General features: G+C 68.2%; 21 protein-coding genes, 1 tRNA gene and 2 pseudogenes. 16 read left to right on the top strand and 8 right to left on the bottom strand.

Translation table 11 applies throughout. The features are described from left to right. Window positions 1-25 precede the first annotated feature (25 nt). On the bottom strand, window positions 26-1,057 hold the full coding sequence (locus tag ACQEV8_RS26485; RefSeq protein WP_432964844.1) for an adenosine deaminase: 1,032 nt from the start codon (window positions 1,055-1,057) through the stop codon (window positions 26-28). A gap of 144 nt (window positions 1,058-1,201) precedes the next feature. Beyond that, window positions 1,202-2,428: a pyridoxal phosphate-dependent aminotransferase gene (locus tag ACQEV8_RS26490; RefSeq protein WP_432964847.1), complete on the bottom strand. Its 1,227-nt coding sequence runs from the start codon at window positions 2,426-2,428 to the stop codon at window positions 1,202-1,204. A gap of 306 nt (window positions 2,429-2,734) precedes the next feature. Between ACQEV8_RS26490 and ACQEV8_RS26495 the strand changes: the two genes are divergently transcribed. The 12 genes and pseudogenes from ACQEV8_RS26495 to ACQEV8_RS26550 all read left to right on the top strand — a co-directional run bounded on the left by ACQEV8_RS26495 (window position 2,735) and on the right by ACQEV8_RS26550 (window position 16,801). Beyond that, a tRNA-Trp gene (locus ACQEV8_RS26495) sits at window positions 2,735-2,807 on the top strand. A 108-nt stretch (window positions 2,808-2,915) separates the two neighbouring features. Next, window positions 2,916-3,200 (top strand): preprotein translocase subunit SecE, encoded by a 285-nt coding sequence (gene secE, locus ACQEV8_RS26500; protein WP_104785540.1) that lies wholly within the window; start codon window positions 2,916-2,918, stop codon window positions 3,198-3,200. A gap of 80 nt (window positions 3,201-3,280) precedes the next feature. Further along, window positions 3,281-4,105 carry a transcription termination/antitermination protein NusG gene (gene nusG, locus ACQEV8_RS26505; RefSeq protein WP_432964851.1) on the top strand — a complete coding sequence of 275 codons (825 nt, stop codon included), beginning with the start codon at window positions 3,281-3,283 and terminating at the stop codon, window positions 4,103-4,105. A 161-nt stretch (window positions 4,106-4,266) separates the two neighbouring features. Continuing rightward, window positions 4,267-4,701: a 50S ribosomal protein L11 gene (gene rplK, locus ACQEV8_RS26510; protein ID WP_031141270.1), complete on the top strand. Its 435-nt coding sequence runs from the start codon at window positions 4,267-4,269 to the stop codon at window positions 4,699-4,701. A gap of 76 nt (window positions 4,702-4,777) precedes the next feature. After that, window positions 4,778-5,503, top strand: coding sequence for a 50S ribosomal protein L1 (gene rplA, locus ACQEV8_RS26515; protein WP_352389250.1), 726 nt, complete (start codon window positions 4,778-4,780; stop codon window positions 5,501-5,503). Window positions 5,504-5,631: 128 nt separating this feature from the next. Beyond that, window positions 5,632-6,498 (top strand): hypothetical protein, encoded by an 867-nt coding sequence (locus ACQEV8_RS26520; RefSeq protein ID WP_432964856.1) that lies wholly within the window; start codon window positions 5,632-5,634, stop codon window positions 6,496-6,498. A 93-nt stretch (window positions 6,499-6,591) separates the two neighbouring features. Next, on the top strand, window positions 6,592-7,422 hold the full coding sequence (locus ACQEV8_RS26525) for a DUF1396 domain-containing protein (RefSeq protein ID WP_432964859.1): 831 nt from the start codon (window positions 6,592-6,594) through the stop codon (window positions 7,420-7,422). Window positions 7,423-7,715: 293 nt separating this feature from the next. Continuing rightward, a complete protein-coding gene (gene rplJ / locus ACQEV8_RS26530; protein WP_432964862.1) occupies window positions 7,716-8,246 on the top strand; it encodes a 50S ribosomal protein L10 in 531 nt (176 codons plus the stop codon). A 114-nt stretch (window positions 8,247-8,360) separates the two neighbouring features. Beyond that, on the top strand, window positions 8,361-8,750 hold the full coding sequence (rplL, locus tag ACQEV8_RS26535) for a 50S ribosomal protein L7/L12 (RefSeq protein WP_375913375.1): 390 nt from the start codon (window positions 8,361-8,363) through the stop codon (window positions 8,748-8,750). 543 nt (window positions 8,751-9,293) lie between these two features. Continuing rightward, window positions 9,294-11,875 (top strand): annotated as a pseudogene (rpoB, locus tag ACQEV8_RS26540) (DNA-directed RNA polymerase subunit beta). Beyond that, window positions 11,872-12,807, top strand: coding sequence for a hypothetical protein (locus ACQEV8_RS26545; RefSeq protein WP_432964865.1), 936 nt, complete (start codon window positions 11,872-11,874; stop codon window positions 12,805-12,807). Before rpoB ends, ACQEV8_RS26545 begins: the two are co-directional and overlap by 4 nt. 94 nt (window positions 12,808-12,901) lie before the next feature. Further along, on the top strand, window positions 12,902-16,801 hold the full coding sequence (locus ACQEV8_RS26550) for a DNA-directed RNA polymerase subunit beta' (protein ID WP_432964868.1): 3,900 nt from the start codon (window positions 12,902-12,904) through the stop codon (window positions 16,799-16,801). Window positions 16,802-16,855: 54 nt separating this feature from the next. Here ACQEV8_RS26550 and ACQEV8_RS26555 read toward each other — a convergent pair whose 3' ends face one another. Genes ACQEV8_RS26555 through ACQEV8_RS26575 form a run of 5 tightly spaced genes read right to left on the bottom strand, consistent with a single transcriptional unit; the run spans window position 16,856 to window position 21,584 of the window. Continuing rightward, entirely contained in the window at window positions 16,856-17,806 is a 951-nt protein-coding gene (locus ACQEV8_RS26555; RefSeq protein ID WP_432964871.1) for a M48 family metalloprotease, read from the bottom strand. Window positions 17,807-17,849: 43 nt separating this feature from the next. Further along, window positions 17,850-18,356, bottom strand: coding sequence for a Pycsar system effector family protein (locus ACQEV8_RS26560; protein WP_432964874.1), 507 nt, complete (start codon window positions 18,354-18,356; stop codon window positions 17,850-17,852). After that, complete coding sequence (locus ACQEV8_RS26565) at window positions 18,353-19,261, bottom strand: hypothetical protein (protein WP_432964877.1); 909 nt, start codon at window positions 19,259-19,261, stop codon at window positions 18,353-18,355. Before ACQEV8_RS26565 ends, ACQEV8_RS26560 begins: the two co-directional genes overlap by 4 nt. 20 nt (window positions 19,262-19,281) lie before the next feature. Further along, window positions 19,282-21,393: a hypothetical protein gene (locus ACQEV8_RS26570; protein WP_432964880.1), complete on the bottom strand. Its 2,112-nt coding sequence runs from the start codon at window positions 21,391-21,393 to the stop codon at window positions 19,282-19,284. Beyond that, window positions 21,390-21,584: a hypothetical protein gene (locus tag ACQEV8_RS26575; RefSeq protein ID WP_432964883.1), complete on the bottom strand. Its 195-nt coding sequence runs from the start codon at window positions 21,582-21,584 to the stop codon at window positions 21,390-21,392. The genes ACQEV8_RS26570 and ACQEV8_RS26575 overlap by 4 nt, the downstream gene beginning before the upstream one ends. Before the next feature lie 38 nt (window positions 21,585-21,622). On the opposite strand from ACQEV8_RS26575, the gene ACQEV8_RS26580 reads away from it, so the two are divergent. Further along, entirely contained in the window at window positions 21,623-22,078 is a 456-nt protein-coding gene (locus ACQEV8_RS26580; RefSeq protein WP_432964886.1) for a hypothetical protein, read from the top strand. A gap of 177 nt (window positions 22,079-22,255) precedes the next feature. On the opposite strand, the pseudogene ACQEV8_RS26585 reads toward ACQEV8_RS26580, so the two are convergent. After that, window positions 22,256-22,960 (bottom strand): annotated as a pseudogene (locus ACQEV8_RS26585) (Crp/Fnr family transcriptional regulator). A 203-nt stretch (window positions 22,961-23,163) separates the two neighbouring features. Between ACQEV8_RS26585 and ACQEV8_RS26590 the strand changes: the two are divergent. The 3 genes from ACQEV8_RS26590 to rpsG all read left to right on the top strand — a co-directional run bounded on the left by ACQEV8_RS26590 (window position 23,164) and on the right by rpsG (window position 24,831). Continuing rightward, on the top strand, window positions 23,164-23,685 hold the full coding sequence (locus ACQEV8_RS26590) for a DUF1707 and DUF4190 domain-containing protein (RefSeq protein WP_432964889.1): 522 nt from the start codon (window positions 23,164-23,166) through the stop codon (window positions 23,683-23,685). A gap of 301 nt (window positions 23,686-23,986) precedes the next feature. Next, window positions 23,987-24,358, top strand: a complete 372-nt coding sequence (rpsL, locus tag ACQEV8_RS26595; RefSeq protein WP_003948652.1) for a 30S ribosomal protein S12 — start codon at window positions 23,987-23,989, stop codon at window positions 24,356-24,358. Window positions 24,359-24,360: 2 nt separating this feature from the next. Beyond that, window positions 24,361-24,831, top strand: a complete 471-nt coding sequence (gene rpsG, locus ACQEV8_RS26600) for a 30S ribosomal protein S7 (protein ID WP_003992340.1) — start codon at window positions 24,361-24,363, stop codon at window positions 24,829-24,831. Window positions 24,832-24,846: the final 15 nt, after the last annotated feature.

A 24,846-nucleotide genomic window follows, 5' to 3' on the forward strand; every position in this document is an offset into this window, starting at 1 on the left:
CGCCTCCGGTAGGAGAGGCCGGGCGCTAGGACAGCAGCCAGCCGTCCACGCCCGCCAGCAGCTTCTCCTTCACGTCCTCCGGTGCCGCCGACCCCCGCACCGACTGCCGGGCCACCTCCGCCAGCTCCGCGTCCGTGAACCCGTGATGCTGCCGGGCGATCTCGTACTGCGCCGCCAGCCGGGACCCGAACAGCAGCGGGTCGTCCGCGCCCAGAGCCATCGGGACACCCGCCTCGAACAGAGTCCGCAGGGGGACGTCCTCCGGCTTCTCGTAGACACCGAGCGCCACGTTCGACGCCGGGCACACCTCACACGTCACACCCCGGTCGGCCAGACGCTTCAGCAGCCGCGGGTCCTCCGCCGCCCGGACCCCGTGCCCCACCCGGTTCGCATCCAAATCGTCCAGACAGTCCCGTACCGACGACGGCCCCGTCAGCTCGCCCCCGTGCGGCGCCGACAGCAGCCCGGCCTCCCGCGCGATGGCGAACGCCCGGTCGAAGTCCCGTGCCATCCCCCGGCGTTCGTCGTTGGAGAGCCCGAAGCCGACCACGCCCCGGTCCGCGTACCGCACGGCGAGCCGGGCCAGTGTGCGCGCGTCCAGCGGGTGCTTCATCCGGTTCGCCGCGACCAGGACCCGCATACCGAGCCCCGTCTCACGCGACGTCGTCTCCACCGCGTCGAGGATGACCTCCAGCGCCGGGATCAGACCTCCCAGCCGCGGTGCGTACGACGTCGGGTCGACCTGGATCTCCAGCCACCCCGAGCCGTCCCGCAGATCCTCCTCCGCGGCCTCCCGCACCAGCCGCTGGATGTCCTCCGGCTCCCGAAGGCACGAGCGCGCCGCGTCGTACAGCCGCTGAAAGCGGAACCAGCCCCGCTCGTCCGTCGCCCGCAGTCTCGGCGGCTCCCCGCTGACCAGCGCCTCGCTCAGCGCGTCGGGCAGGCGCACCCCGTACTTGTCGGCCAGTTCCAGCACGGTCGAGGGCCGCATCGATCCGGTGAAGTGCAGGTGCAGATGGGCCTTCGGCAGTTCAGAGACATCACGTACACGCTCCATCCCAGGATCCTGCCGTATGCCTCAGCCGTCCCGACAGCGTTTTCCCCGAACGTGGTCTTGCTCGCACGCGCACACGAGAAAGCGGGCCGCTCCCCAGCACAAGGGGAACGACCCGCTACCAGCTGCTCACGTGAGGAGCTGACCTCAGTCCCTGGCCTCCGCCAGCAGCTTCTGGATGCGGCTGACGCCCTCGACGAGATCCTCGTCACCCAGCGCGTAGGACAGCCGCAGGTACCCGGGCGTGCCGAACGCCTCGCCCGGCACCACCGCGACCTCGGACTCCTCCAGGATCAGCGCGGCCAGCTCGACCGTGTCCTTGGGCCGGCGCCCCCGGATCTCCTTGCCGACCAGACCCTTCACCGACGGGTACGCGTAGAACGCGCCCTCCGGCTCCGGGCACACCACGCCGTCGATCTCGTTCAGCATCCGCACGATGGTCTTGCGGCGCCGGTCGAACGCCTCACGCATCGTCGCGACGGCGTCCAGGTCACCCGAGACGGCGGCCAGCGCCGCGACCTGCGCCACGTTCGACACGTTCGACGTGGCGTGGGACTGAAGGTTCGTCGCGGCCTTGACCACATCCTTCGGGCCGATGATCCACCCGACCCGCCAGCCGGTCATCGCGTACGTCTTCGCGACACCGTTGACCACGACGCACTTGTCGCGCAGCTCGGGCACCACGGCCGGCAGCGACACGGCGGAAGCGTCGCCATAGACCAGGTGCTCGTAGATCTCGTCGGTCAGCACCCACAGACCGTGCTCGGCGGCCCAGCGGCCGATCGCCTCGGTCTCGGTCTCGCTGTAGACCGCGCCCGTCGGGTTGGAGGGCGACACGAAGAGGACCACCTTGGTCTTCTCCGTACGGGCCGCCTCCAGCTGCTCCACGGACACCCGGTAGCCGGTCGTCTCGTCGGCGACGACCTCCACCGGGACACCCCCGGCCAGCCGGATCGACTCCGGGTACGTCGTCCAGTACGGCGCGGGCACGATGACCTCGTCGCCCGGGTCGAGGATCGCGGCGAAGGCCTCGTAGATGGCCTGCTTGCCACCGTTGGTGACGAGGATCTGCGACGCGTCGACCTCGTAGCCCGAGTCGCGCAGCGTCTTCGCGGCGATCGCGGCCTTCAGCTCGGGCAGACCGCCGGCCGGCGTGTAGCGGTGGAACTTCGGGTTCTTGCAGGCCTCGATCGCGGCCTCGACGATGTAGTCCGGGGTCGGGAAGTCGGGCTCACCGGCGCCGAAGCCGATCACCGGCCGCCCGGCTGCCTTGAGTGCCTTGGCCTTGGCGTCCACGGCGAGGGTGGCGGACTCGGAGATCGCGCCGACTCGGGCGGAGACCCGGCGCTCGGTGGGAGGGGTTGCAGGGCTCATGGGCCCCATCGTTTCAGACCGGAAACGCTCGCGGCACGGGGGTTTCACAGACTGAACAACGTCGGGCAAACCCTTGAACAACAGTACGGATCGACCGCCCGGCCTGGGCGATCTTCAGCCCGAGGTCCTTCGCCCGCTTCCTGTCCCGGGGGCGATCTTGCGCCAACAAGCCCTCCCGCGGGCCCTTTCTGTTCGACGACCGGCCGCGGAGCACGTACACTCTCACCTCGTTGGCCTTCAGCAGGCCGCGCCCGTTCGGTGCACACCAAGCATCCGGATGGATGCGGTACGTTGGGGGACACACAAAGGGTCGTAGCTCAATTGGTAGAGCACTGGTCTCCAAAACCAGCGGTTGGGGGTTCAAGTCCCTCCGGCCCTGCTACACACTCCTTCGCCAGGATGTGTGCGCATGTACGTACAGCAATGCACCGCCGTGCGGCTCAGACCGGGCGCGGCACGGCCACGACCCGGAATCAGGTGAGGACGAGTGACGGACGCCGTGGGCTCCATCGACATGCCTGATGCCCAGGATGAGGCGCCGGAGTCCAAGAAGGCCCGCAAGGGCGGTAAGCGCGGCAAGAAGGGCCCGCTGAAGCGCCTGGCCCTCTTCTACCGCCAGATCGTCGCGGAGCTGCGCAAGGTCGTCTGGCCGACGCGCAACCAGCTGACGACGTACACGACCGTGGTGATCATCTTTGTCGTCATCATGATCGGCCTGGTCACCGTGATTGACTATGGACTCAGCAACGCCGCCAAGTACGTGTTCGGCTGAGCAGCCCGCGAAGAGCGCCGAGGTACCCGGCGCTCCTTTCGCATGTTCCACCCCTATGTATCCAGGAAGAAGCAGCCACCGTGTCTGACCCGAACGTGAACGACGCCATCGAGCCTGTCGAGTCCGTCGAGGACGAGCTCGACACCGTCGAGGGCGCGGACAGCGAGGACACCGAGACCTCCGCCGAGGTCGAGGCTGCCGACGCCGTCGCGGACGACGCCGCCGAGGCGGAGACCGAGGACGCCGAAGAGGTCGCGGAAGACTCCGAGGAAGAGCCCGAGGACGACCGCGACCCGATCGAGAAGCTCCGCGAGGAACTGCGCGTCCTGCCCGGCGAGTGGTACGTCATCCACACCTACGCCGGCTACGAGAACCGCGTGAAGACCAACCTCGAGCAGCGTGCCGTCTCGCTGAACGTCGAGGACTTCATCTTCCAGGCCGAGGTGCCGCAGGAAGAGGTCGCGCAGATCAAGAACGGCGAGCGCAAGACGATCAAGCAGAACAAGCTCCCGGGCTACGTCCTCGTCCGCATGGACCTGACGAACGAGTCCTGGGGCGTCGTCCGCAACACACCCGGCGTCACCGGCTTCGTGGGCAACGCCTACGACCCGTACCCGCTGACGCTGGACGAGATCGTCAAGATGCTCGCCCCGGAGGCCGAGGAGAAGGCCGCCCGCGAGGCCGCCGAGGCCGAGGGCAAGCCGGCTCCGGCCCGCAAGGTCGAGGTCCAGGTGCTGGACTTCGAGGTCGGCGACTCGGTCACCGTCACCGACGGCCCGTTCGCCACGCTGCAGGCGACCATCAACGAGATCAACCCGGACTCGAAGAAGGTCAAGGGCCTCGTCGAGATCTTCGGCCGCGAGACGCCGGTCGAGCTCTCCTTCGACCAGATCCAGAAGAACTAGCGGACACCAGCTTCCGAGCAGGTCAGATGGGCTCCTGGAGCCTGCCTGACCTGCTCGGTTTTTGGCCGCACATGGATACCCGTTATCGTTGTGCGGTATGCCTCCAGCCGGATGATCCGGTTCGGAGGCTGGAAAACTCTCACTAGGACCCGGAGAGAGCAATGCCTCCCAAGAAGAAGAAGGTCACGGGGCTCATCAAGCTCCAGATCCAGGCCGGTGCGGCCAACCCGGCTCCGCCGGTCGGCCCCGCGCTGGGCCAGCACGGCGTCAACATCATGGAGTTCTGCAAGGCGTACAACGCCGCGACCGAGTCGCAGCGTGGCTGGGTCATCCCGGTGGAGATCACGGTCTACGAGGACCGTTCCTTCACCTTCATCACCAAGACCCCGCCGGCCGCCAAGATGATCCTGAAGGCCGCGGGCATCGAGAAGGGCTCGGGCGAGCCGCACAAGACCAAGGTCGCGAAGATCACGCGTGACCAGGTCCGTGAGATCGCCACGACCAAGATGCCCGACCTCAACGCCAACGACCTGGACGCCGCCGCGAAGATCATCGCCGGCACCGCCCGTTCCATGGGCGTCACGGTCGAGGACTGAGCCCCAACTCCATCAGCAGAAGTGGCAGGGCCGGCTCGGCCCGGACCACGACTCCTAAGAATCCACAGGAGCAGTAGTGAGCAAGCGCAGCAAGTCCCTTCGCGCTGCGGACGCCAAGATCGACCGGGAGAAGCTCTACGCCCCGCTCGAGGCCGTCCGTCTCGCCAAGGAGACCTCCACGTCCAAGTTCGACGGCACCGTCGAGGTCGCCTTCCGTCTGGGTGTCGACCCGCGCAAGGCCGACCAGATGGTCCGTGGCACCGTGAACCTCCCGCACGGCACCGGTAAGACCGCCCGGGTCCTGGTCTTCGCGACCGGTGACCGTGCCGAGGCCGCTCGTGCCGCGGGCGCCGACATCGTCGGCGCCGACGAGCTCATCGACGAGGTGTCGAAGGGCCGTCTGGACTTCGACGCCGTCGTCGCCACCCCGGACCTCATGGGCAAGGTCGGCCGCCTCGGCCGCGTGCTCGGCCCGCGTGGTCTGATGCCGAACCCGAAGACCGGCACCGTCACCCCGGATGTCACCAAGGCTGTCAACGACATCAAGGGCGGCAAGATCGAGTTCCGCGTCGACAAGCACTCGAACCTGCACTTCATCATCGGCAAGACGTCGTTCGACGACACCAAGCTGGTGGAGAACTACGGCGCGGCGCTGGAGGAGATCCTCCGTCTGAAGCCGTCCGCCGCCAAGGGTCGTTACATCAAGAAGGCCGCCATCAGCACCACGATGGGCCCCGGCATTCCGCTGGACTCGAACCGCACCCGCAACCTCCTCGTCGAGGAGGACCCGGCCGCGGTCTGAGCCTGACGGCTCGCCCAACCGGTCACGGGCCCCGCACCTTCTACAGGTGCGGGGCCCGTTCCCTTTTCCGGTACGTACGCCGGTGGCCTGGGTTAACGTGCGGGAACCGGATACGAACGGGGGGACGTATGCAGGGCACGACCGTGCGCCGCGTGGGCCTGGTGTTCGCCATGGTGACCGCGCTGACGGGGGTGGCCGCCTGTACCTTCTCGGACTCCTCCGACCGGCCCGGCAAGGACGACCGGGCCGAGCGCGGCACCCCTCTGGCGGCCCTGCGCTCCGCCGAACGGGCCACCGCACGGGCCGAGTCCGCCCGGGTCGAGTCCACGACCACCATGGGCTCGCTGATGTCCATGACCGCCGACGGCACCCTCGGCTGGAGGGGCGGCATCACCGGCACCCTCACCATCACCTACACCGGCGGCACGATCGCCGACACCATGCGCAGGCTCGGTACCACCTCGATGGAGGCCCGCTACCTGCCCGACGCCTACTACGCGCGCATGGGTGACAAGTTCGCCGAGCAGGCCGACGGCAGACACTGGATCCGGTACGCGTACGACGATCTCGAGGCCCTCACCGGCGGCTCCGGGGCCCACCTCGGCGACCAGATGCGCACCACCACGCCCAACCAGTCCGTGAAACTCCTGCTGGCCTCCGGGGAAGTCAGAAAGGTCGGCGAGGAGACCGTGCGCGGCCGGGCCGCCACGCACTACTCCGGCACCGTGGCCGCGGCGGACGTCACCGACAAGGGCCTGAGGAAGCAGCTCACCGAGGCCGGCGTCACCACCGAGACCGTCGACATCTGGATCGACGAGCGGAATCTCCTGGTCAAGAAGGTGGAGAAGGCGCGGATGACCACGGGCCGGATGACCCAGACCGCGCACTACCGCGACTACGGCGCGCAGGTCCGGCCCCAGCGGCCCCCGCTGTCCGACACCGGTGACTTCGAGGACCTGATGCGGAAGAAGGCCGGTACAGCCGGTAAGCCCTGAGGTTGCCGTGAATTTCGGTTAGATCACTTGTGCCCCCTGGGGTAGGCTCACGGCCTTGCTGTGAAGCAAGTCTGCATTCCTTGGGGGGAATCAATGAAGACATCCATACCCGTCGCGGGCCTGGGCGCGCTGCTTCTCGCCGCCGGCGCGGTCGGCTGCGGATCCGAGCAGTCGCCGGAGATGACGCCCGCGGCCGCCGTCGCCAAGGCCGCGAAGAACACGGAGGACATCACGTCCCTCCGGTACCGCCTGAGCGGCACGAGCCCGGGCGAGGGCCGGGTCAAGGGCGAGGCGTCGATGCGCCTGAAGCCCACGATCGCCATGAGCATGAAGATGACGGCACCCGACAAGGGAGCCACCGAGGCCGTGGAGATCCGCCTCGTCGACAAGGCCATGTACCTCGGTGGGGGAGCCGACATGGCCAAGGAGATGGACGGAAAGCGCTGGATCAAGTTCGACCTGTCCGGGTCCGAGGCCGGCAAGGAACTCGACCAGATGGGCAGCAGCACGAGCCAGGCCGAGCAGAACCCGGCGGCCGAGTCCGCCTTCCTCACGGGCGCCAAGGACGTGAAGGAGGTCGGCTCCGAGAAGGTCGACGGCGTCGAGACGACCCACTACTCGGGCACGGTCACGCTGGCCGGCCTGCACGCCTCCCTCAAGGATGCCAAGGCGGACACCCGCAAGCAGCGCGAGAAGAGCATCAAGCAGTACGAGAAGCTCGGCGTCGACAAGCTCACGATGGACATGTGGATCGACGGCGACGACCACACCAAGCAGTTCCGCATGAAGGGCGAGGCCGACAAGGGCCCGCTCGACATGACCATCACCTTCCTCGACTACAACAAGCCGGTGGACGTCAAGGCGCCGCCCGCCAAGGACGTCGCGGACCTGGGCGAGATGTTCAAGGAACTCGAGGCGAGCTGATCCTGCGTACGGGCGGATTTGCCTGACGGCGATCCGTTCCCGTATTCTCCTGTAGAAGCCAAAGACCGCTGGTCGTTACCGCGCGCTCGGAAGAGGGTGCGGTGGCCGAAGGATCCGCTGAACGGCGGACGACCCGCGCAGGTGACACTGGAAGAGCTCCTGGATCTCGCCGCCCCGTGCGGATGGAGAACCGGTCGAGCTACGCCCCGTGCGCTTGCGCCGGGGCGTTTCGTTTTCCCCAGTCCTCCTTCGGGTCCGCGCGGTCCGAATCACCCGGAAGGAGGCCGAGGCTCATGGCGAGGCCTGACAAGGTCGATGCCGTCGTGGAGATGCGGGACAAGTTCCGCAGCTCCAACGGTGTCGTCGTCACCGCGTACACCGGTCTCACCGTGGCGCAGCTGCAGCAGCTGCGTCGTTCACTCGGTGAGAACGCCAACTACCGTGTGGCGAAGAACACGCTGACCAAGATTGCGGCCAATGAGGCCGGGATCAACACGATCGACGACCTCTTCACGGGTTCGTCGGCCGTCGCCTTCGTGACCGGTGACCCGGTCGAGGCGGCGAAGGGTCTCCGTGACTTCGCCAAGGACAACCCCAACCTCGTCATCAAGGGCGGTGTCCTTGACGGCAAGGCGCTGTCCGCCGACGACATCAAGAAGCTTGCGGACCTCGAGTCCCGCGAGGTTCTGCTCTCCAAGCTGGCCGGTGCCATGAAGGGCAAGCAGTCCCAGGCTGCCTCTGTCTTCCAGGCGCTGCCGTCGAAGCTCGTCCGCACTGTGGACGCGCTCCGTGCCAAGCAGGACGAGCAGGGCGGTGCCGAGTAACTCGGCTCGCATCCCGGCCCCCGCTGCCTGACCGCGGAGGCCGTCGCGGGCCAAACGTACGCCCGCCTCACATGTACATCCGGCACCTGCCGATTTAGTGGAAGGACCGCCATCATGGCGAAGCTCAGCCAGGACGACCTGCTCGCCCAGTTCGAAGAGATGACCCTCATCGAGCTCTCCGAGTTCGTGAAGGCCTTCGAGGACAAGTTCGACGTCACCGCCGCCGCTGCCGCGCCGGTCGTCGTCGCCGGTGGTGCCGCTGGTGGCGCCGCCGCCGAGGCCGCCGAGGAGCAGGACGAGTTCGACGTCATCCTCACGGGCGCCGGCGACAAGAAGATCCAGGTCATCAAGGTCGTGCGTGAGCTGACCTCCCTGGGTCTGAAGGAGGCCAAGGACCTCGTGGACGGCGCCCCGAAGCCCGTTCTCGAGAAGGTCGCCAAGGACGCCGCCGAGAAGGCCGCCGAGTCCCTCAAGGGCGCCGGCGCCTCCGTCGAGGTCAAGTAAGACCTCTCGGATCCGCCAGGATCCACGACACGTCCCCCTGGGCGTGTAACGCGTAAGCGCGGAAGAGCGATCATCCATCCGGGTGGTCGCTCTTCGGCGTTCCGGGGGTCCGGCCACGGTTGCCTTGAACCCTCTGTGACGGGAGGTATGGTGATCTTCGTCGTGTCTCCGGGCGGCCCCGGTTCGGGCAGGGGGGCCTTGACGAACCGCACGCAGCGCGCAATTCTCAGGACGCGTCGTCACAAGGATCCGTATCCGAGGCATGGATCGACGACGAAGAGGGCAGTATCAACGTGCGTTGAGGGCAGCGCCTTGTCGCAGGAGTGGAACAACGAGGGTGAACACGGGTTCCAGAACCCGCACTGGACATCAGTGTGCCAAGTGGCTACACTGACCCTTTGCGCTGCCTGTTAGCTGTCCCCTGCCCGTCACCAGGGGTCTGCCCTCACCCGAGCATCGACGACAAGAACTGTCCGACCTGGCCTTTCGGCCTCATGGACACTGCTTGTCTCTGTGTACGGGAGAGGGGCCGGTACGCGCGTAGTGAGTCCGAGCCCTCGGAAGGACCCCCTCTTGGCCGCCTCGCGCAACGCCTCGACCGCGAATACGAACAACGCCGCCAGCACTGCCCCGCTGCGCATCTCTTTTGCAAAGATCAAGGAGCCTCTTGAGGTTCCGAACCTGCTCGCGCTGCAGACCGAGAGCTTCGACTGGCTGCTCGGCAACACCGCTTGGCAGAGTCGGGTCGAGGAGGCTCTGGACAACGGTCAGGACGTCCCCACCAAGTCCGGTCTGGAGGAGATCTTCGAGGAGATCTCCCCGATCGAGGACTTCAGCGGGTCGATGTCGCTGACCTTCCGCGACCACCGCTTCGAGCCGCCGAAGAACTCGATCGACGAGTGCAAGGAGCGCGACTTCACGTACGCGGCCCCGCTCTTCGTCACCGCCGAGTTCACGAACAACGAGACCGGTGAGATCAAGTCTCAGACGGTCTTCATGGGCGATTTCCCGCTCATGACGAACAAGGGCACCTTCGTCATCAACGGCACCGAGCGTGTCGTGGTGTCGCAGCTTGTCCGTTCGCCCGGTGTCTACTTCGACTCCTCCATCGACAAGACGTCCGACAAGGACATCTTCTCCGCCAAGATCATCCCGTCCCGGGGTGCCTGGCTGGAGATGGAGATCGACAAGCGCGACATGGTCGGTGTCCGCATCGACCGCAAGCGCAAGCAGTCCGTCACCGTCCTGCTCAAGGCTCTCGGTTGGACGACCGAGCAGATCCTGGAGGAGTTCGGCGAGTACGAGTCCATGCGCGCCACCCTGGAGAAGGACCACACCCAGGGCCAGGACGACGCGCTGCTCGACATCTACCGCAAGCTGCGTCCGGGCGAGCCCCCACGCGTGAGGCCGCGCAGACGCTTCTTGAGAACCTTTACTTCAACCCCAAGCGCTACGACCTCGCCAAGGTCGGCCGCTACAAGGTCAACAAGAAGCTGGGCGCGGACGCTCCGCTCGACGCCGGGATCCTGACCGTCGAGGACGTCATCTCGACGATCAAGTACCTGGTGAAGCTGCACGCGGGCGAGACCGAGACGGTCGGCGACAGTGGCACCTCGATCGTCGTCGAGACCGACGACATCGACCACTTCGGCAACCGCCGTCTGCGCAGCGTCGGCGAGCTCATCCAGAACCAGGTCCGTACGGGTCTGGCGCGTATGGAGCGTGTCGTCCGCGAGCGGATGACGACCCAGGACGTCGAGGCGATCACGCCGCAGACCCTGATCAACATCCGGCCGGTCGTCGCCTCCATCAAGGAGTTCTTCGGCACCAGCCAGCTGTCGCAGTTCATGGACCAGAACAACCCGCTGTCGGGTCTGACGCACAAGCGGCGTCTTTCCGCGCTCGGCCCGGGTGGTCTGTCCCGTGAGCGGGCCGGCTTCGAGGTCCGTGACGTGCACCCCTCGCACTACGGCCGCATGTGCCCGATCGAGACGCCCGAAGGCCCGAACATCGGTCTGATCGGCTCGCTCGCCTCCTACGGCCGGGTCAACGCGTTCGGTTTCGTCGAGACCCCCTACCGCAAGGTGTTCGAGGGCCAGGTCACCGACGAGGTCGACTACCTGACCGCCGACGAGGAAGACCGCTTCGTCATCGCGCAGGCCAACGCGCCGCTCACCGACGAGCTCCGCTTCGCCGAGGCCCGCGTGCTGGTCCGCCGTAAGGGCGGCGAGGTCGACTACGTCACCGGCGAAGACGTGGACTACATGGACGTCTCGCCGCGCCAGATGGTGTCGGTCGCGACCGCCATGATCCCCTTCCTCGAGCACGACGACGCCAACCGTGCCCTCATGGGCGCGAACATGATGCGTCAGGCCGTGCCGCTGATTAAGTCCGAGGCTCCGCTCGTCGGCACCGGCATGGAGTACCGCTCCGCGGCCGACGCCGGCGACGTGGTCAAGGCCGAGAAGCCGGGTGTGGTCCAGGAGGTCTCCGCGGACTACATCACCACCGCCAACGACGACGGCACGTACATCACGTACCGCCTGGCCAAGTTCGCCCGTTCCAACCAGGGCACCTCGGTCAACCAGAAGGTCATCGTCGGCGAGGGCGACCGGATCATCGAGGGCCAGATCCTCGCGGACGGTCCGGCCACCCAGCAGGGCGAGATGGCGCTGGGCAAGAACCTGCTCGTGGCGTTCATGCCGTGGGAGGGTCACAACTACGAGGACGCGATCATCCTGTCGCAGCGCCTCGTGCAGGACGACGTCCTCTCCTCGATCCACATCGAGGAGCACGAGGTCGACGCCCGTGACACCAAGCTCGGCCCCGAGGAGATCACCCGGGACATCCCGAACGTCTCCGAGGAGGTCCTCGCCGACCTCGACGAGCGCGGCATCATCCGCATCGGTGCCGAGGTCGTCGCCGGCGACATCCTCGTCGGCAAGGTCACGCCCAAGGGTGAGACCGAGCTGACGCCCGAGGAGCGCCTGCTGCGCGCGATCTTCGGTGAGAAGGCCCGTGAGGTCCGTGACACCTCGCTGAAGGTGCCGCACGGCGAGATCGGCAAGGTCATCGGCGTCCGCGTCTTCGACCGCGAGGAGGGCGACGAGCTTCCCCCGGTGTGAACCAGCTGGTGCGCGTCTACGTCGCGCAGAAGCGCAAGATCACCGACGGTGACAAGCTCGCCGGCCGTCACGGCAACAAGGGCGTCATCTCGAAGATCCTGCCGATCGAGGACATGCCGTTCCTGGAGGACGGCACCCCGGTCGACATCATCCTCAACCCGCTCGGTGTGCCGTCCCGAATGAACCCGGGACAGGTCCTGGAGATCCACCTCGGCTGGCTCGCCAGCCGTGGCTGGGACGTCTCCGGTCTCGCGGACGACTGGGCGCAGCGCCTCCAGGCCATCGAGGCCGACAAGGTCGAGCCCGGCACCAACGTCGCCACCCCCGTCTTCGACGGTGCGCGTGAGGACGAGCTGGCGGGTCTGCTGAACCACACGATCCCGAACCGCGACGGCGAGCGCATGGTGCTCCCGACCGGTAAGGCGCCGCTGTTCGACGGCCGCTCCGGCGAGCCGTTCCCGGAGCCGATCTCGGTCGGCTACATGTACATCCTGAAGCTGCACCACCTGGTCGACGACAAGCTGCACGCCCGTTCGACCGGTCCGTACTCGATGATCACCCAGCAGCCGCTGGGTGGTAAGGCCCAGTTCGGTGGCCAGCGCTTCGGTGAGATGGAGGTGTGGGCGCTGGAGGCTTATGGCGCCGCGTACGCCCTCCAGGAGCTGCTGACCATCAAGTCCGACGACGTCACCGGCCGCGTGAAGGTCTACGAGGCCATCGTCAAGGGCGAGAACATTCCCGAGCCCGGCATCCCCGAGTCCTTCAAGGTGCTCATCAAGGAGATGCAGTCCCTGTGCCTCAACGTGGAGGTGCTGTCCTCGGACGGCATGTCCATCGAGATGCGCGACACCGACGAGGACGTCTTCCGCGCTGCGGAGGAGCTTGGCATCGACCTGTCCCGGCGCGAGCCGAGCAGCGTCGAAGAGGTCTGACGGGAGTTCGGCGGCCTTCGTCATGAAGGCCGCCGGCCCCAGGACCCCCGTATCAGACCCCATGACTTACAACCCTGAGAGGGATTGACGCATAGTGCTCGACGTCAACTTCTTCGACGAGCTCCGGATCGGTCTGGCTACCGCTGACGACATCCGTCAGTGGAGCCACGGCGAGGTCAAGAAGCCCGAGACGATCAACTACCGCACGCTCAAGCCCGAAAAGGACGGACTCTTCTGCGAGAAGATCTTCGGTCCGACCCGGGACTGGGAGTGCTACTGCGGCAAGTACAAGCGTGTCCGCTTCAAGGGCATCATCTGTGAGCGCTGTGGCGTCGAGGTCACCCGCGCCAAGGTGCGCCGTGAGCGGATGGGCCACATCGAGCTGGCCGCGCCCGTCACGCACATCTGGTACTTCAAGGGCGTCCCGTCGCGTCTGGGCTACCTGCTCGACCTGGCCCCGAAGGACCTCGAGAAGGTCATCTACTTCGCGGCGTACATGATCACGTACGTCGACGAGGAGCGCCGTACGCGCGACCTGCCCTCGCTGGAGGCCCACGTCTCCGTCGAGCGCCAGCAGATCGAGCAGCGCCGCGACGCCGACCTGGAGGCCCGCGCCAAGAAGCTCGAGACCGACCTGGCCGAGCTGGAGGCCGAGGGCGCCAAGGCCGACGTGCGCCGCAAGGTGCGCGAGGGTGCCGAGCGCGAGATGAAGCAGCTGCGCGACCGTGCGCAGCGCGAGATCGACCGTCTCGACGAGGTGTGGAACCGCTTCAAGAACCTCAAGGTCCAGGACCTCGAGGGCGACGAGCTGCTCTACCGCGAGCTGCGTGACCGCTTCGGCACGTACTTCGACGGTTCGATGGGTGCCGCGGCGCTGCAGAAGCGCCTGGAGTCCTTCGACCTCGACGAGGAGGCCGAGCGTCTCCGCGAGATCATCCGTACCGGCAAGGGCCAGAAGAAGACCCGTGCGCTCAAGCGCCTCAAGGTCGTCTCCGCGTTCCTGCAGACCAGCAACAGCCCCAAGGGCATGGTGCTCGACTGCGTGCCGGTCATCCCGCCGGACCTTCGCCCGATGGTGCAGCTGGACGGTGGCCGCTTCGCGACCTCCGACCTGAACGACCTGTACCGCCGTGTGATCAACCGGAACAACCGACTGAAGCGCCTTCTCGACCTCGGTGCGCCCGAGATCATCGTGAACAACGAGAAGCGCATGCTCCAGGAGGCCGTCGACGCGCTGTTCGACAACGGTCGTCGTGGTCGTCCGGTCACCGGTCCCGGTAACCGCCCGCTGAAGTCCCTCAGCGACATGCTGAAGGGCAAGCAGGGTCGTTTCCGTCAGAACCTGCTCGGTAAGCGTGTGGACTACTCCGCGCGTTCCGTGATCGTCGTCGGTCCGCAGCTGAAGCTGCACCAGTGCGGTCTGCCGAAGGCGATGGCGCTGGAGCTCTTCAAGCCGTTCGTGATGAAGCGCCTGGTCGACCTGAACCACGCGCAGAACATCAAGAGCGCCAAGCGCATGGTGGAGCGCGGCCGCACGGTCGTGTACGACGTGCTGGAAGAGGTCATCGCGGAGCACCCGGTTCTGCTGAACCGTGCGCCCACGCTGCACCGCCTCGGCATCCAGGCCTTCGAGCCGCAGCTGGTCGAGGGCAAGGCCATCCAGATCCACCCGCTCGTCTGCACCGCGTTCAACGCGGACTTCGACGGTGACCAGATGGCCGTGCACCTGCCGCTCTCCGCGGAGGCGCAGGCCGAGGCCCGCATCCTGATGCTGTCCTCGAACAACATCCTCAAGCCCGCCGACGGCCGTCCGGTGACGATGCCCACCCAGGACATGGTCCTCGGTCTGTTCTTCCTCACCACCGACGGCGAGATGCGCGACCTCAAGGGCGAGGGCCGTTCCTTCGCCTCGGTCGCCGAGGCGATCATGGCCTTCGACGCGGGCGAGCTGTCGCTCCAGTCGAGGATCGACGTCCGCTTCCCGGTCGGCACCATCCCGCCGCGTGGCTGGATGCCGCCGGCGCGTGAGGAGGGCGAGCCCGAGTGGCAGCAGGGTGACAGCTTCCGGCTGAACACCACCCTGGGCCGTGCGCTCTTCAACGAGCTGCTGCCCGAGGACTACCCGTTCGTCGACTACGAGGTCGGCAAGAAGCAGCTCTCCGAGATCGTCAACGACCTCGCCGAGCGCTACCCCAAGGTCATCGTGGCGGCGACGCTCGACAACCTGAAGGCGTCGGGCTTCTTCTGGGCGACCCGTTCCGGTGTCACCGTGGCCATCTCCGACGTCGTCGTTCCCGAGGCGAAGAAGGAGATCGTCAAGGGCTACGAGGCGCAGGACGAGAAGGTCCAGAAGCAGTACGAGCGCGGTCTGATCACCAAGGACGAGCGCACGCAGGAGCTCATCGCGATCTGGACCAAGGCGACCAACGAGGTTGCCGAGGCGATGAACGAGAACTTCCCGAAGACCAACCCGATCTTCATGATGGTGAACTCGGGTGCACGAGGCAACATGATGCAGATGCGTCAGATCGCCGGTATGCGTGGTCTGGTGTCGAACGCGAAGAACGAGACGATCCCGCGTCCGATCAAGGCCTCGTTCCGTGAGGGTCTGTCCGTGCTGGAGTACTTCATCTCCACGCACGGTGCCCGTAAGGGTCTGGCGGACACCGCTCTGCGTACCGCCGACTCGGGTTACCTCACCCGTCGTCTGGTCGACGTCTCCCAGGACGTCATCATCCGCGAGGAGGACTGCGGCACCGAGCGCGGTCTGAAGCTGCGGATCGCCTCGAAGGACGAGGCCGGTGTCCTGCGCAAGGCCGAGGACGTCGAGACCAGCGTCTACGCCCGCATGCTCGCCCAGGACGTCGTCATCGACGGCAAGGTGATCGCGCCGGCCAACGTGGACCTGGGCGACGTGCTCATCGACCAGCTCGTGCACCACGGTGTCGAGGAGGTCAAGACCCGCTCGATCCTGACCTGCGAGTCGCACGTCGGCACCTGTGCCATGTGCTACGGCCGTTCGCTGGCCACCGGCAAGCTGGTCGACATCGGTGAGGCGGTCGGCATCATCGCCGCCCAGTCCATCGGTGAGCCCGGCACCCAGCTGACGATGCGTACCTTCCACACCGGTGGTGTGGCCGGTGACGACATCACCCAGGGTCTGCCGCGTGTCGTCGAGCTCTTCGAGGCCCGTACCCCGAAGGGTGTCGCCCCGATCTCCGAGGCCTCCGGCCGCGTGCGGATCGAGGAGACCGAGAAGACCAAGAAGCTCGTCGTCACCCCGGACGACGGCAGCGACGAGACGGCGTTCCCGATCTCGAAGCGTGCCCGTCTCCTGGTCAGCGAGGGCGAGCACGTCGAGGTGGGCCAGAAGCTCACCGTGGGTGCCACCAACCCGCACGACGTGCTGCGCATCCTGGGTCAGCGTGCCGTCCAGGTCCACCTGGTCGGCGAGGTCCAGAAGGTCTACAACTCGCAGGGTGTGTCGATCCACGACAAGCACATCGAGATCATCATCCGGCAGATGCTCCGCCGTGTGACGATCATCGAGTCGGGCGACGCCGAGCTGCTGCCCGGCGAGCTGGTCGAGCGCTCGAAGTTCGAGACCGAGAACCGTCGTGTGGTCCAGGAGGGCGGTCACCCGGCCTCCGGTCGTCCGCAGCTGATGGGTATCACCAAGGCCTCGCTGGCGACGGAATCCTGGCTGTCGGCCGCCTCCTTCCAGGAGACGACCCGAGTCCTGACGGACGCGGCGATCAACGCCAAGTCCGACAGCCTCATCGGCCTCAAGGAGAACGTCATCATCGGTAAGCTCATCCCGGCCGGTACGGGTCTGTCCCGCTACCGGAACATCCGGGTCGAGCCGACCGAGGAGGCCAAGGCCGCGATGTACTCGGCCGTCGGCTACGACGACATCGACTACTCGCCGTTCGGTACGGGCTCTGGGCAGGCCGTGCCGCTGGAGGACTACGACTACGGGCCGTACAACCAGTAAGCGAGTCGCTTGAACCGGAGGGCGGTCACCTTGGGGTGGCCGCCCTCCGGCGTGTCAGCGCCGGCTGTCCAGATGGGCCTGCAAGCGGTGCAGCCGGGTGTGTACATCGGGGTGCGAGTCGAGCAGTCGCGCGAACATTCCGCCCTTGTCGAAGGCGAGGCCCGGGGCGGTGGCCGTGACCTCCCGTTCGCGCTCCTGGTGCAGTACGGCCATGAGCTGGGGCGCGAAGCCGAGCCCCGCCGCGTGCTCGTCGGCCCGCAGCTCGGACCGCCGGGCGACTGCGGCCACCAGGTAGGGCGTCGCCAACGGCAGGAAGATCAGCCCGTACGTGGCGGTCGCCAGCGCGATCAGACCGGCCCCGGCCACGCCGATCACCACGGCGGCCGCACCCGTCGGGAGCCGTCCCAGCCGGGTGCACAGCAGGAGCAGCAGCCGCCAGGTGAGCCGGGCCGGCAGCGCGTACCAGAGGGACAGCAGCGAGGCCCACGCGTGTCCGCGTGTGTGATGTCCCAGTTCGTGGGCGAGGACCCCGGCGAGCTGGGCGGACGTCAGGGTCCGCAGCGAGTGACTGGTCACGCCGACGATATGACCGGCTGCCGCCAGGGCGTTGATCTCGTCGCTCTCCTCCATCCAGAGCTGGTAGGCGCCTGCGTCCACTCCGGCCCGGGCGGTCACCTCGCGCCAGACGGGCCGCAGTCGCCGGTCCTCGTCCGGTGTGGGGTAGCGCAAGCCGAACAGCCACCGGGCCAGGAGCCGCTCGCACGGCTGGTGGAAGACCAGGGCTCCGCTCAGGACCCAGCAGCCGAAGAGAAGCCACCAGGGCAGATCGCTCAGGTGGCTCAGGGCGTAGGACACGACGAAGACCACGGCCAGGCTGGCGGTGACGTGGGGGAGGTGCAGCGCCAGCGAGCCGAGGGCGGTGAGATCCGCCCCGCGCCGGCGGGCGGCTATGTGGACACGGCCGGGGCGGCGGGGGAGGTCGTCGTCGGGGACCGGTGCGGACATGGGCATGGCGTTCCTTCCCGTGCGGGGGACAGAGTGGCGAGGTTCAGGCGAGGAGCATCGATCCGGGCAGCAGGACCGCTGAGCAGCCGAACGAGAGCAGTCCGGTCCGGATCCAGAAGTGCTTGCGGGCGGCGATGCCGCTGGTCTCGGCGAGGGCGAGCAGAAGGCCACGAGCGGGGTCGCGGGCGGTGTCCGTCAGGGCCGTGGTGAGCAGGCCCTCCCGTGCGGCTCGTCGTACGTCGCCGAAGTAGGTGAGCGGGCTGCCGGGCGTCCATCGGCTGCTCCGGTAGCGGGGCACGACCGCGAGCAGGAGAGCGAACAGCGCGACGACCAGGGACGTCGCCCCGGCCCACCACAGCACGGCGGCGGGCGCCGGAAGCCGGTCGGGAGTCCAGTCGCGGTCGGCCAGGAGCGCGGCGAGCATGCCCCCCGAGATGCCCAGGGCGCCGACCAGCACGGTGGCCTTGGCGTCGGCGCGGGCGATCTCGCCGCGGAGGTCGGCGAGCAGCTGGGTGCCCGCCCGCACGCCGGAATCGTCCGAGGAGGTCATGTGCCGGGCTCCGGATCGTCCTCGGGCGGGGCGGACGGGTCCGTGGTCCGCAGGATGACCTTCATTCGCTCGGCGATGAGCTTGTGGGGCTCGTCGAGCTGGTAGCCCTCCAACTGCTTGTTGTCCAAGGCCTGGTTGATCAGGTTCACCTGGGTGTCCAGCAGCCTGTTCTGGCCTGACTGGAGGTGTTCCAGGACGAGCCGGGTCTCGTCGGGGTGTGCCGCCAGGTGCAGGGCGAGTGCGGCGGTGCCGCCCTTGTCCAGGGTGAGTTCGTAGAACCTGATCTGTTCGGCCCTGCGCTCGGCCTCGTAGGTGTCGCGGAGCCGGGTCGCCTCGTGCTCCGGCTGCGCGGCCTCCACCTCGTGCCGGGCGGTCCGCAGGCGGGCCTGGTGGGATCGCTCGGTGGCGTCGCGGCGCAGGCGTATCGTGCAGGTGACGTGCAGGCCCTGGGCGCGGCCGAGTGAGGTCGCGGCCTGCACCGCCCGCTGCACGGACCGCTCCGCCTCGGCGCTCGCGTCGATGGGGTGACGGCGGCCGGCGTCCCGCATCAGGGGCAGCAGCTCCCGGGTGAGCAGGCCGGGCACGTCCCGCTCCTGGCTGCGGACGAAGAGCGCCGGGTGGCTGACCCGCCAGCCGACGTCGGCCGTGACCTCGAACTCGAAGCTGTCGACCAGGCTGGGCAGGGGCACGTCCAGTTGGAAGGCGTGCGGGTCCGTGTCCACCTCGTACACGGCGACGTACCGCCGCATGGACGCGGGACGGTCGGGCGGCGGGAAGGTCTCGTACGCGCCCTTTCGGGTCACACACACCAGGGCGTGGTCGATGCGGCCCGTGAAGCGCCGACCGCCGAGGTGGAAGCGCGGTAGCTGCCAGACGGTGCGGACGGGGTCGGTCTCGTGTTCCATGGTCGGCCTCCGTAGGCGGGTCAGTCGAGGGCGAGGCGCTTGCGCAGCCGGTCCGCGGCCGGTGTGACGGCTCCCCCGGAGTCGCGGACCGTGCCCAGCAGATGGCTGACGCGCCGGCGGTTGGTGGGCGTGCTGACGAGGGCGCCGAGCAGCGAGGCGAGGGCCGACTCGGTCTCCGTGTCCTCGTCGGCCCCGCGCACCCAGCCGCGCAGGACGCCGAGGGCCTTCGGGTTGTGCGTCCGGTCGGTGAGCAGCGCGTCCCAGAAATCGGCCAGCTGCCGGGCGGCCGTCGGGTCCTCGGCTGCCGCGGCCCGCGCGTACCAGGCGAGGACGGGCGGGCGGTCGCTGTCGTCGTCCTTCGTCTGCTTGCAGGCTTGGAAGAAGGCGAGCAGGGCGTGCGGGCGGACCGCGCGGTCGGTGCGGCGGAGTTCGGTCAGGGCGGCCAGTACGGGGTTTCGTACGGCGAGGAGGAGGAGTTCGAGGGCGTCGGCGAGCTGCCGGGCCTCCTCCGACAGCTCCCCGTCCTCCTGGACACCGGAGGCCTCGGCGGGCGGTGGCCGGTGCATGGCGTCCACGAGTGCTGCCAGGGTCTCCACGTGGTGCACCGGCCCCAGGAGGCCGTAGGCGCGGATGGCCGTCCAGCGGCGGCTCTCGACGTCCCCGACGCACCAGTCGTGCAGGATCCGGGAGACCGCCGGCACATCCAGCAGCTGGGTCATGGTGAGGGCGTTGGCCGCGGTCAGCCAGGCATGCGGCTTACGGCCGTCCGCCCACGGCTCGACGAGGTGGGCCATGGCCGACGACAGATCGGCCTTGGCCAGCAGCGCGGCGGCCGACGCCGCCCGGGTCCGCACCAGAGGGCGGCGGTCGTCGGCCAGCTTGCGGATCCACTCCGCGAAGGCCGGGCGCGCGGACGGGTGGAGGTTCCACACCTCCTTCAGCAGCATCGGAGCCGTCCGCTCGTCCCGGAAGGCGGCGCAGAAGCTGCCCTCCAGGGGACCCCACTCGGTGGCCTCCGCAGTCACATAGCCGTCGGCGTGCGCGAGCCGGAGCCGCTCCTCGCGGGAGCTGCCGAAGACGGGGATGGACGGCCGGGCGTTCGGATCCTGGATGTCGTGCAGGCGTACGAAGAGACCGTCGGCGAGTTCGGCCGTCACCGCGTACGGCGCCTTGTCGAAGACGGCGAGGGAGACGAGGAACGCCTTGTCGCGCAGCTCGGGCTTCTCCTCGGTGAGCCAGCGGGTCACCTGGGTCGCCGCGGCCGTCTCGCCGAAGGCGGCGAGCCGGGCCTCGTCGATCACGCCGTGGTGGTGTTCGACGAGTTGCAGTGCGAACTGCCTGATCTCCTCCGGCCGGTGTTGCCGGGCGAGGAACTCCTTCACCGCTGTCAGGCCCAGCAGGCCGGGCCAGACGGACTCACCGGTCGCCGGGGTGACATGGGCGTGCAGCAGGTCCTCGGCCGAAGGCGGCTCCCACCGTACGGAGGGCAGGGCGCCCAGCGCCGCCGAAGGCTCGACGGTGATCACCAGCCGGGCCTGGGCGCGCTCCAACCGCTCGCGAAGAGAGAACAGTTGGGCCTCGCTCAGGGGACGCTGCCGGCTGACAGGCAGATCACACAGGACGTAGCCGGCCGAGGCGTCCACCTGGTCGGCCAGCTCCGGGAACGACGCGGGCGGATCGAGGGAGCGCAACCGCTCCGCGCCCGACCGGTGCAGCAGCATCAGCGCGGCGGTACGGCGGCCCGTCTCGCGTCCGCCGGACAGGATGACGAGCCTGTCCTCCCGCAGGCTCTCCAAGGCCTCGTCGAAGCTCTGGCAGCCCCGGAAGACGACCTTCAGTTCTTCGATCTCCGTGTGCGGTATCGGCCCGGACAGGGGGAGGGATGCCTCGGCCCGGCCTCCGATGTGGAAGTGCTGGTGCTGGTCGCCGTAGTGCGTGCCGCCCGCCTGGCCGTACTGGTCGCGGTTGACGAGGGTGGAGACGAAGTCCGGGGCGTGCGCGATCAGGTCCCGGCGCGCGGCCCACGCCTCCTGCCTCGGCTGTTCCTCGGCCGCCTCGTCCCGCTGCTGCTTCTCGCCGTCCTGCGCTTCGGCCGGATGCGCCGTGTCGGCCGCCTTCTCCTCCTGGCTCATCGGCGCTCGTCCCGAGCAGGACGGGTGAAGTCGAAGCGCTGGTCGCCGTAGTGGGTGCCGCCCGCCTGGCCGTACTGATCGCCGTAGATCCGGATGTCGGAGCGCGGGGAGGCGGGCGCCTCCGGGCCCGAGGCGTCGGCGGGAGCATCCGGGGGTTCGGCATGCTGCTGCCCGGCTCCCCGTGCACCCAAGCCACCGTAGGCCCCTCCTTCGTCCCCACCGTCACCCGGTGGAACTCCTCCGGGCGCACGCCCAGCGGACCGTGCCGTACGACCCCCTGGTAGATCCCTTCCGACACGCACAGCACGCAGTCGGAGTCGCGCTGCTTCAGGGCGTCGCGCAGGGGGTCGGAGTTCAGCAGGCGGACCGCGTGGTTGAGGTCGGAGCCGACCCAGCCGTCGAGTTCGTCGACGGCGACGTAGCCGGAGGACAGGACGATGCGCAGCCGCATGCGGGCGCTGGCGGCCAGGAGGCGGTTTTTGTTGTGGAGGAGGGCGGGGGTCTCGGTCAGGAGGGTCTTGATCAGCGCGGGTACGGGGACCGCGGTGTCGATCAGCTCCATGACGGAGTCGCCGCGGTCGGCGCGCAGCCGGGCCGTCTCGTCGACGGCGGCGTCGAGCAGGGTCGCGTCGACGACGTCGTAGAGGACGCGGCGCAGGAACGCCTGTTCCACGTCGTCGCGTGAGCCGTACTGCTCGATGTCGAAGAGGAGAATCGTGCGGTACATGGGGTCGGTCATGGCTGCCTCTCGCACGTCGGTGTCCGTCGTCCAGCACGATGGCGGGTCGCGGGCGAGCGCCGGAGGGCCGATGACACGGACGGAATGTGACCGTGTGCATGGAACGGCGCGCGGGGATGTGCGTCAGGCGGAGGCGTCGCCGGCGATGCGGCGCAGCACGTCGGGGCGGAGTACGACGATGCGACGGCGCCGGGTGGCGACGACCTGCCGGTCCCGCAGCTCCTTGAGGAGCCGGGCCACCGCCTCGCGCGAGGAACCCACGGAACCGGCGAACTCCTGCTGGCTGAGCCCGATGGTGAGTTCGATCCCCTCGTCCGTCCGGCTGCCGTGTGTGCGCACCAGTTCGAGCAGCAGGACGGCCAGCCGCTCGCGCACGGTCAGCGCGGCCCATTCCAGCCGGCGACGGTCGGTCGACCGCTGCCGGTCCGTGGACAGGCTCAGCAGGTGCAGCGCCACCCGGGGATTGTCCGAGACGAACAGGGTGAAACGGTTCTGGTCGACGACGACCGCCTAGACCGGCTCCAGGGCCGTCACGGTCGCCGAGCGGCCGCGGCCGCTGAGGGCCGCGCCCTCGCCGATGATGTCGCCCGGGCCGCGCAGGGCGAGCAGAGCCTCGTAGCCGTTGGCGGCGATCGCCGTGACCTTGGTCCAGCCGTGCAGGAGGAGCAGGACGTGGGCCGAGGGCTCGTCCTGGTGCAGGAGGACGCCGCGCGCCCGGTAGCCGAGGGGGCGGCCGATGGCGAGCAGGGCGGCGCGGTCCTCCCGCTCCAGCCGGGCGAGGAACGGGACGCCGTCGTCGTCCCACGCGCGTGCCTGCCCCCCGGTCATCCCGCCGCCCCCGCGTTCACCTGTGCCGATGCCTGCCCTGTACAAGCGTCGTCCTGGCGTCAACGTACTGGAAACGACCATGGAGGAAACGGGCGTGATTCGGCCGCGTGGCTGACGAACGGCGCCTCGCCCCGGGCGCACCGATGCCGGAAGCGTCCCTTCGGCGCATCATGGAAGAACTCAGCCTCCCGCGGAGGTGCTCCGTGTCCCAGCCCCCCTACCCGTCCTGGCACCCCTGGCAAGGCCCCGGCGCCCCCTCGATGCTCGCCTCGCACGCCGATCGGGAGCGGGCCGTGGACGTGCTCAGAGCCGGGTACGGCGAGGGGCGGATGGAGCGGGACGAGTTCGAGAAGCGGGTGGCGCGGGCGTACGGGGCCCGGACCGTGGGGGAGCTGGCGCTGCTCGTGGCCGACTTGCCGCAGGGGCCTGTGCCGCAGTCGGCCGGTGCCGTGCCCGTGGCGCGGACGTTCCTGCCGGTGCCGCGGCCGGCGACGAACGGGAAGGCGGTCGCGGCGGGCGTGTGCGGTCTGCTGTGTGTGCCGACGATGGGGCTGACCGGCATTCCGGCCGTCGTGCTGGGGCACGTGGCACGGGCCGAGATCCGCAGCCGGGGCGAGCTGGGGGACGGGCTCGCACTGACCGGACTGGTGCTCGGATGGTTGTCCACGGCAGGCTGGGCACTCGTCCTGGTGTTGCTCACGGTGGTGTCCATCGCGGCAGGCTGAGGGGTCGGCCGAGCGCGGGCTGAACGGCCTGGGGTCTTGACATGCTCCGCATAACCATGCGGGCGGCACCCATTTGTTTTGACCGCAGCGAATGCGATAGGTACGCTCAGACCTTGTGCCTGGGGTGTGCCCTGGCTCTCGTGCGTGCCATCAACCGCATCGCGAGCTGTTACCGGCCACCGCAATCTGCGCTTCTTCCTGCCTCGCGGCGGAAGTCCGCCGGATTCGACACACCCGACCGCGTGGGTCGGTGACGTTCCAGGTTAGCTTCACCATTCGGCACACAGAAACCGGAGAAGTAGTGCCTACGATCCAGCAGCTGGTCCGGAAGGGCCGGCAGGACAAGGTCGAGAAGAACAAGACGCCCGCACTCGAGGGTTCCCCTCAGCGTCGTGGCGTCTGCACGCGTGTGTTCACGACCACCCCGAAGAAGCCGAACTCGGCCCTGCGTAAGGTCGCGCGTGTGCGTCTGACCAGCGGGATCGAGGTCACCGCTTACATTCCGGGTGAGGGACACAACCTGCAGGAGCACTCCATCGTGCTCGTGCGCGGCGGCCGTGTGAAGGACCTGCCGGGTGTTCGCTACAAGATCATCCGAGGTTCGCTCGACACCCAGGGTGTCAAGAACCGCAAGCAGGCCCGCAGCCGCTACGGCGCCAAGAAGGAGAAGTAAGAATGCCTCGTAAGGGCCCCGCCCCGAAGCGCCCGGTCATCATCGACCCGGTCTACGGTTCTCCTCTGGTGACCTCCCTCATCAACAAGGTGCTGCTGAACGGCAAGCGCTCCACCGCCGAGCGCATCGTCTACGGCGCCATGGAGGGTCTGCGTGAGAAGACGGGCAACGACCCGATCATCACGCTGAAGCGCGCACTGGAAAACATCAAGCCGACCCTCGAGGTCAAGTCCCGCCGTGTCGGTGGTGCGACGTACCAGGTTCCGATCGAGGTCAAGCCCGGTCGTGCCAACACGCTCGCGCTGCGCTGGCTGGTCGGTTACTCCCGCGCCCGTCGCGAGAAGACCATGACCGAGCGTCTGCTCAACGAGCTTCTCGACGCCTCCAACGGCCTTGGTGCCGCTGTGAAGAAGCGCGAGGACACCCACAAGATGGCCGAGTCCAACAAGGCCTTCGCGCACTACCGCTGGTAGTCGCTACCCACATCG

Source organism: Streptomyces sp. CA-179760, from assembly GCF_050937045.1.
Lineage (GTDB): Bacteria > Actinomycetota > Actinomycetes > Streptomycetales > Streptomycetaceae > Streptomyces.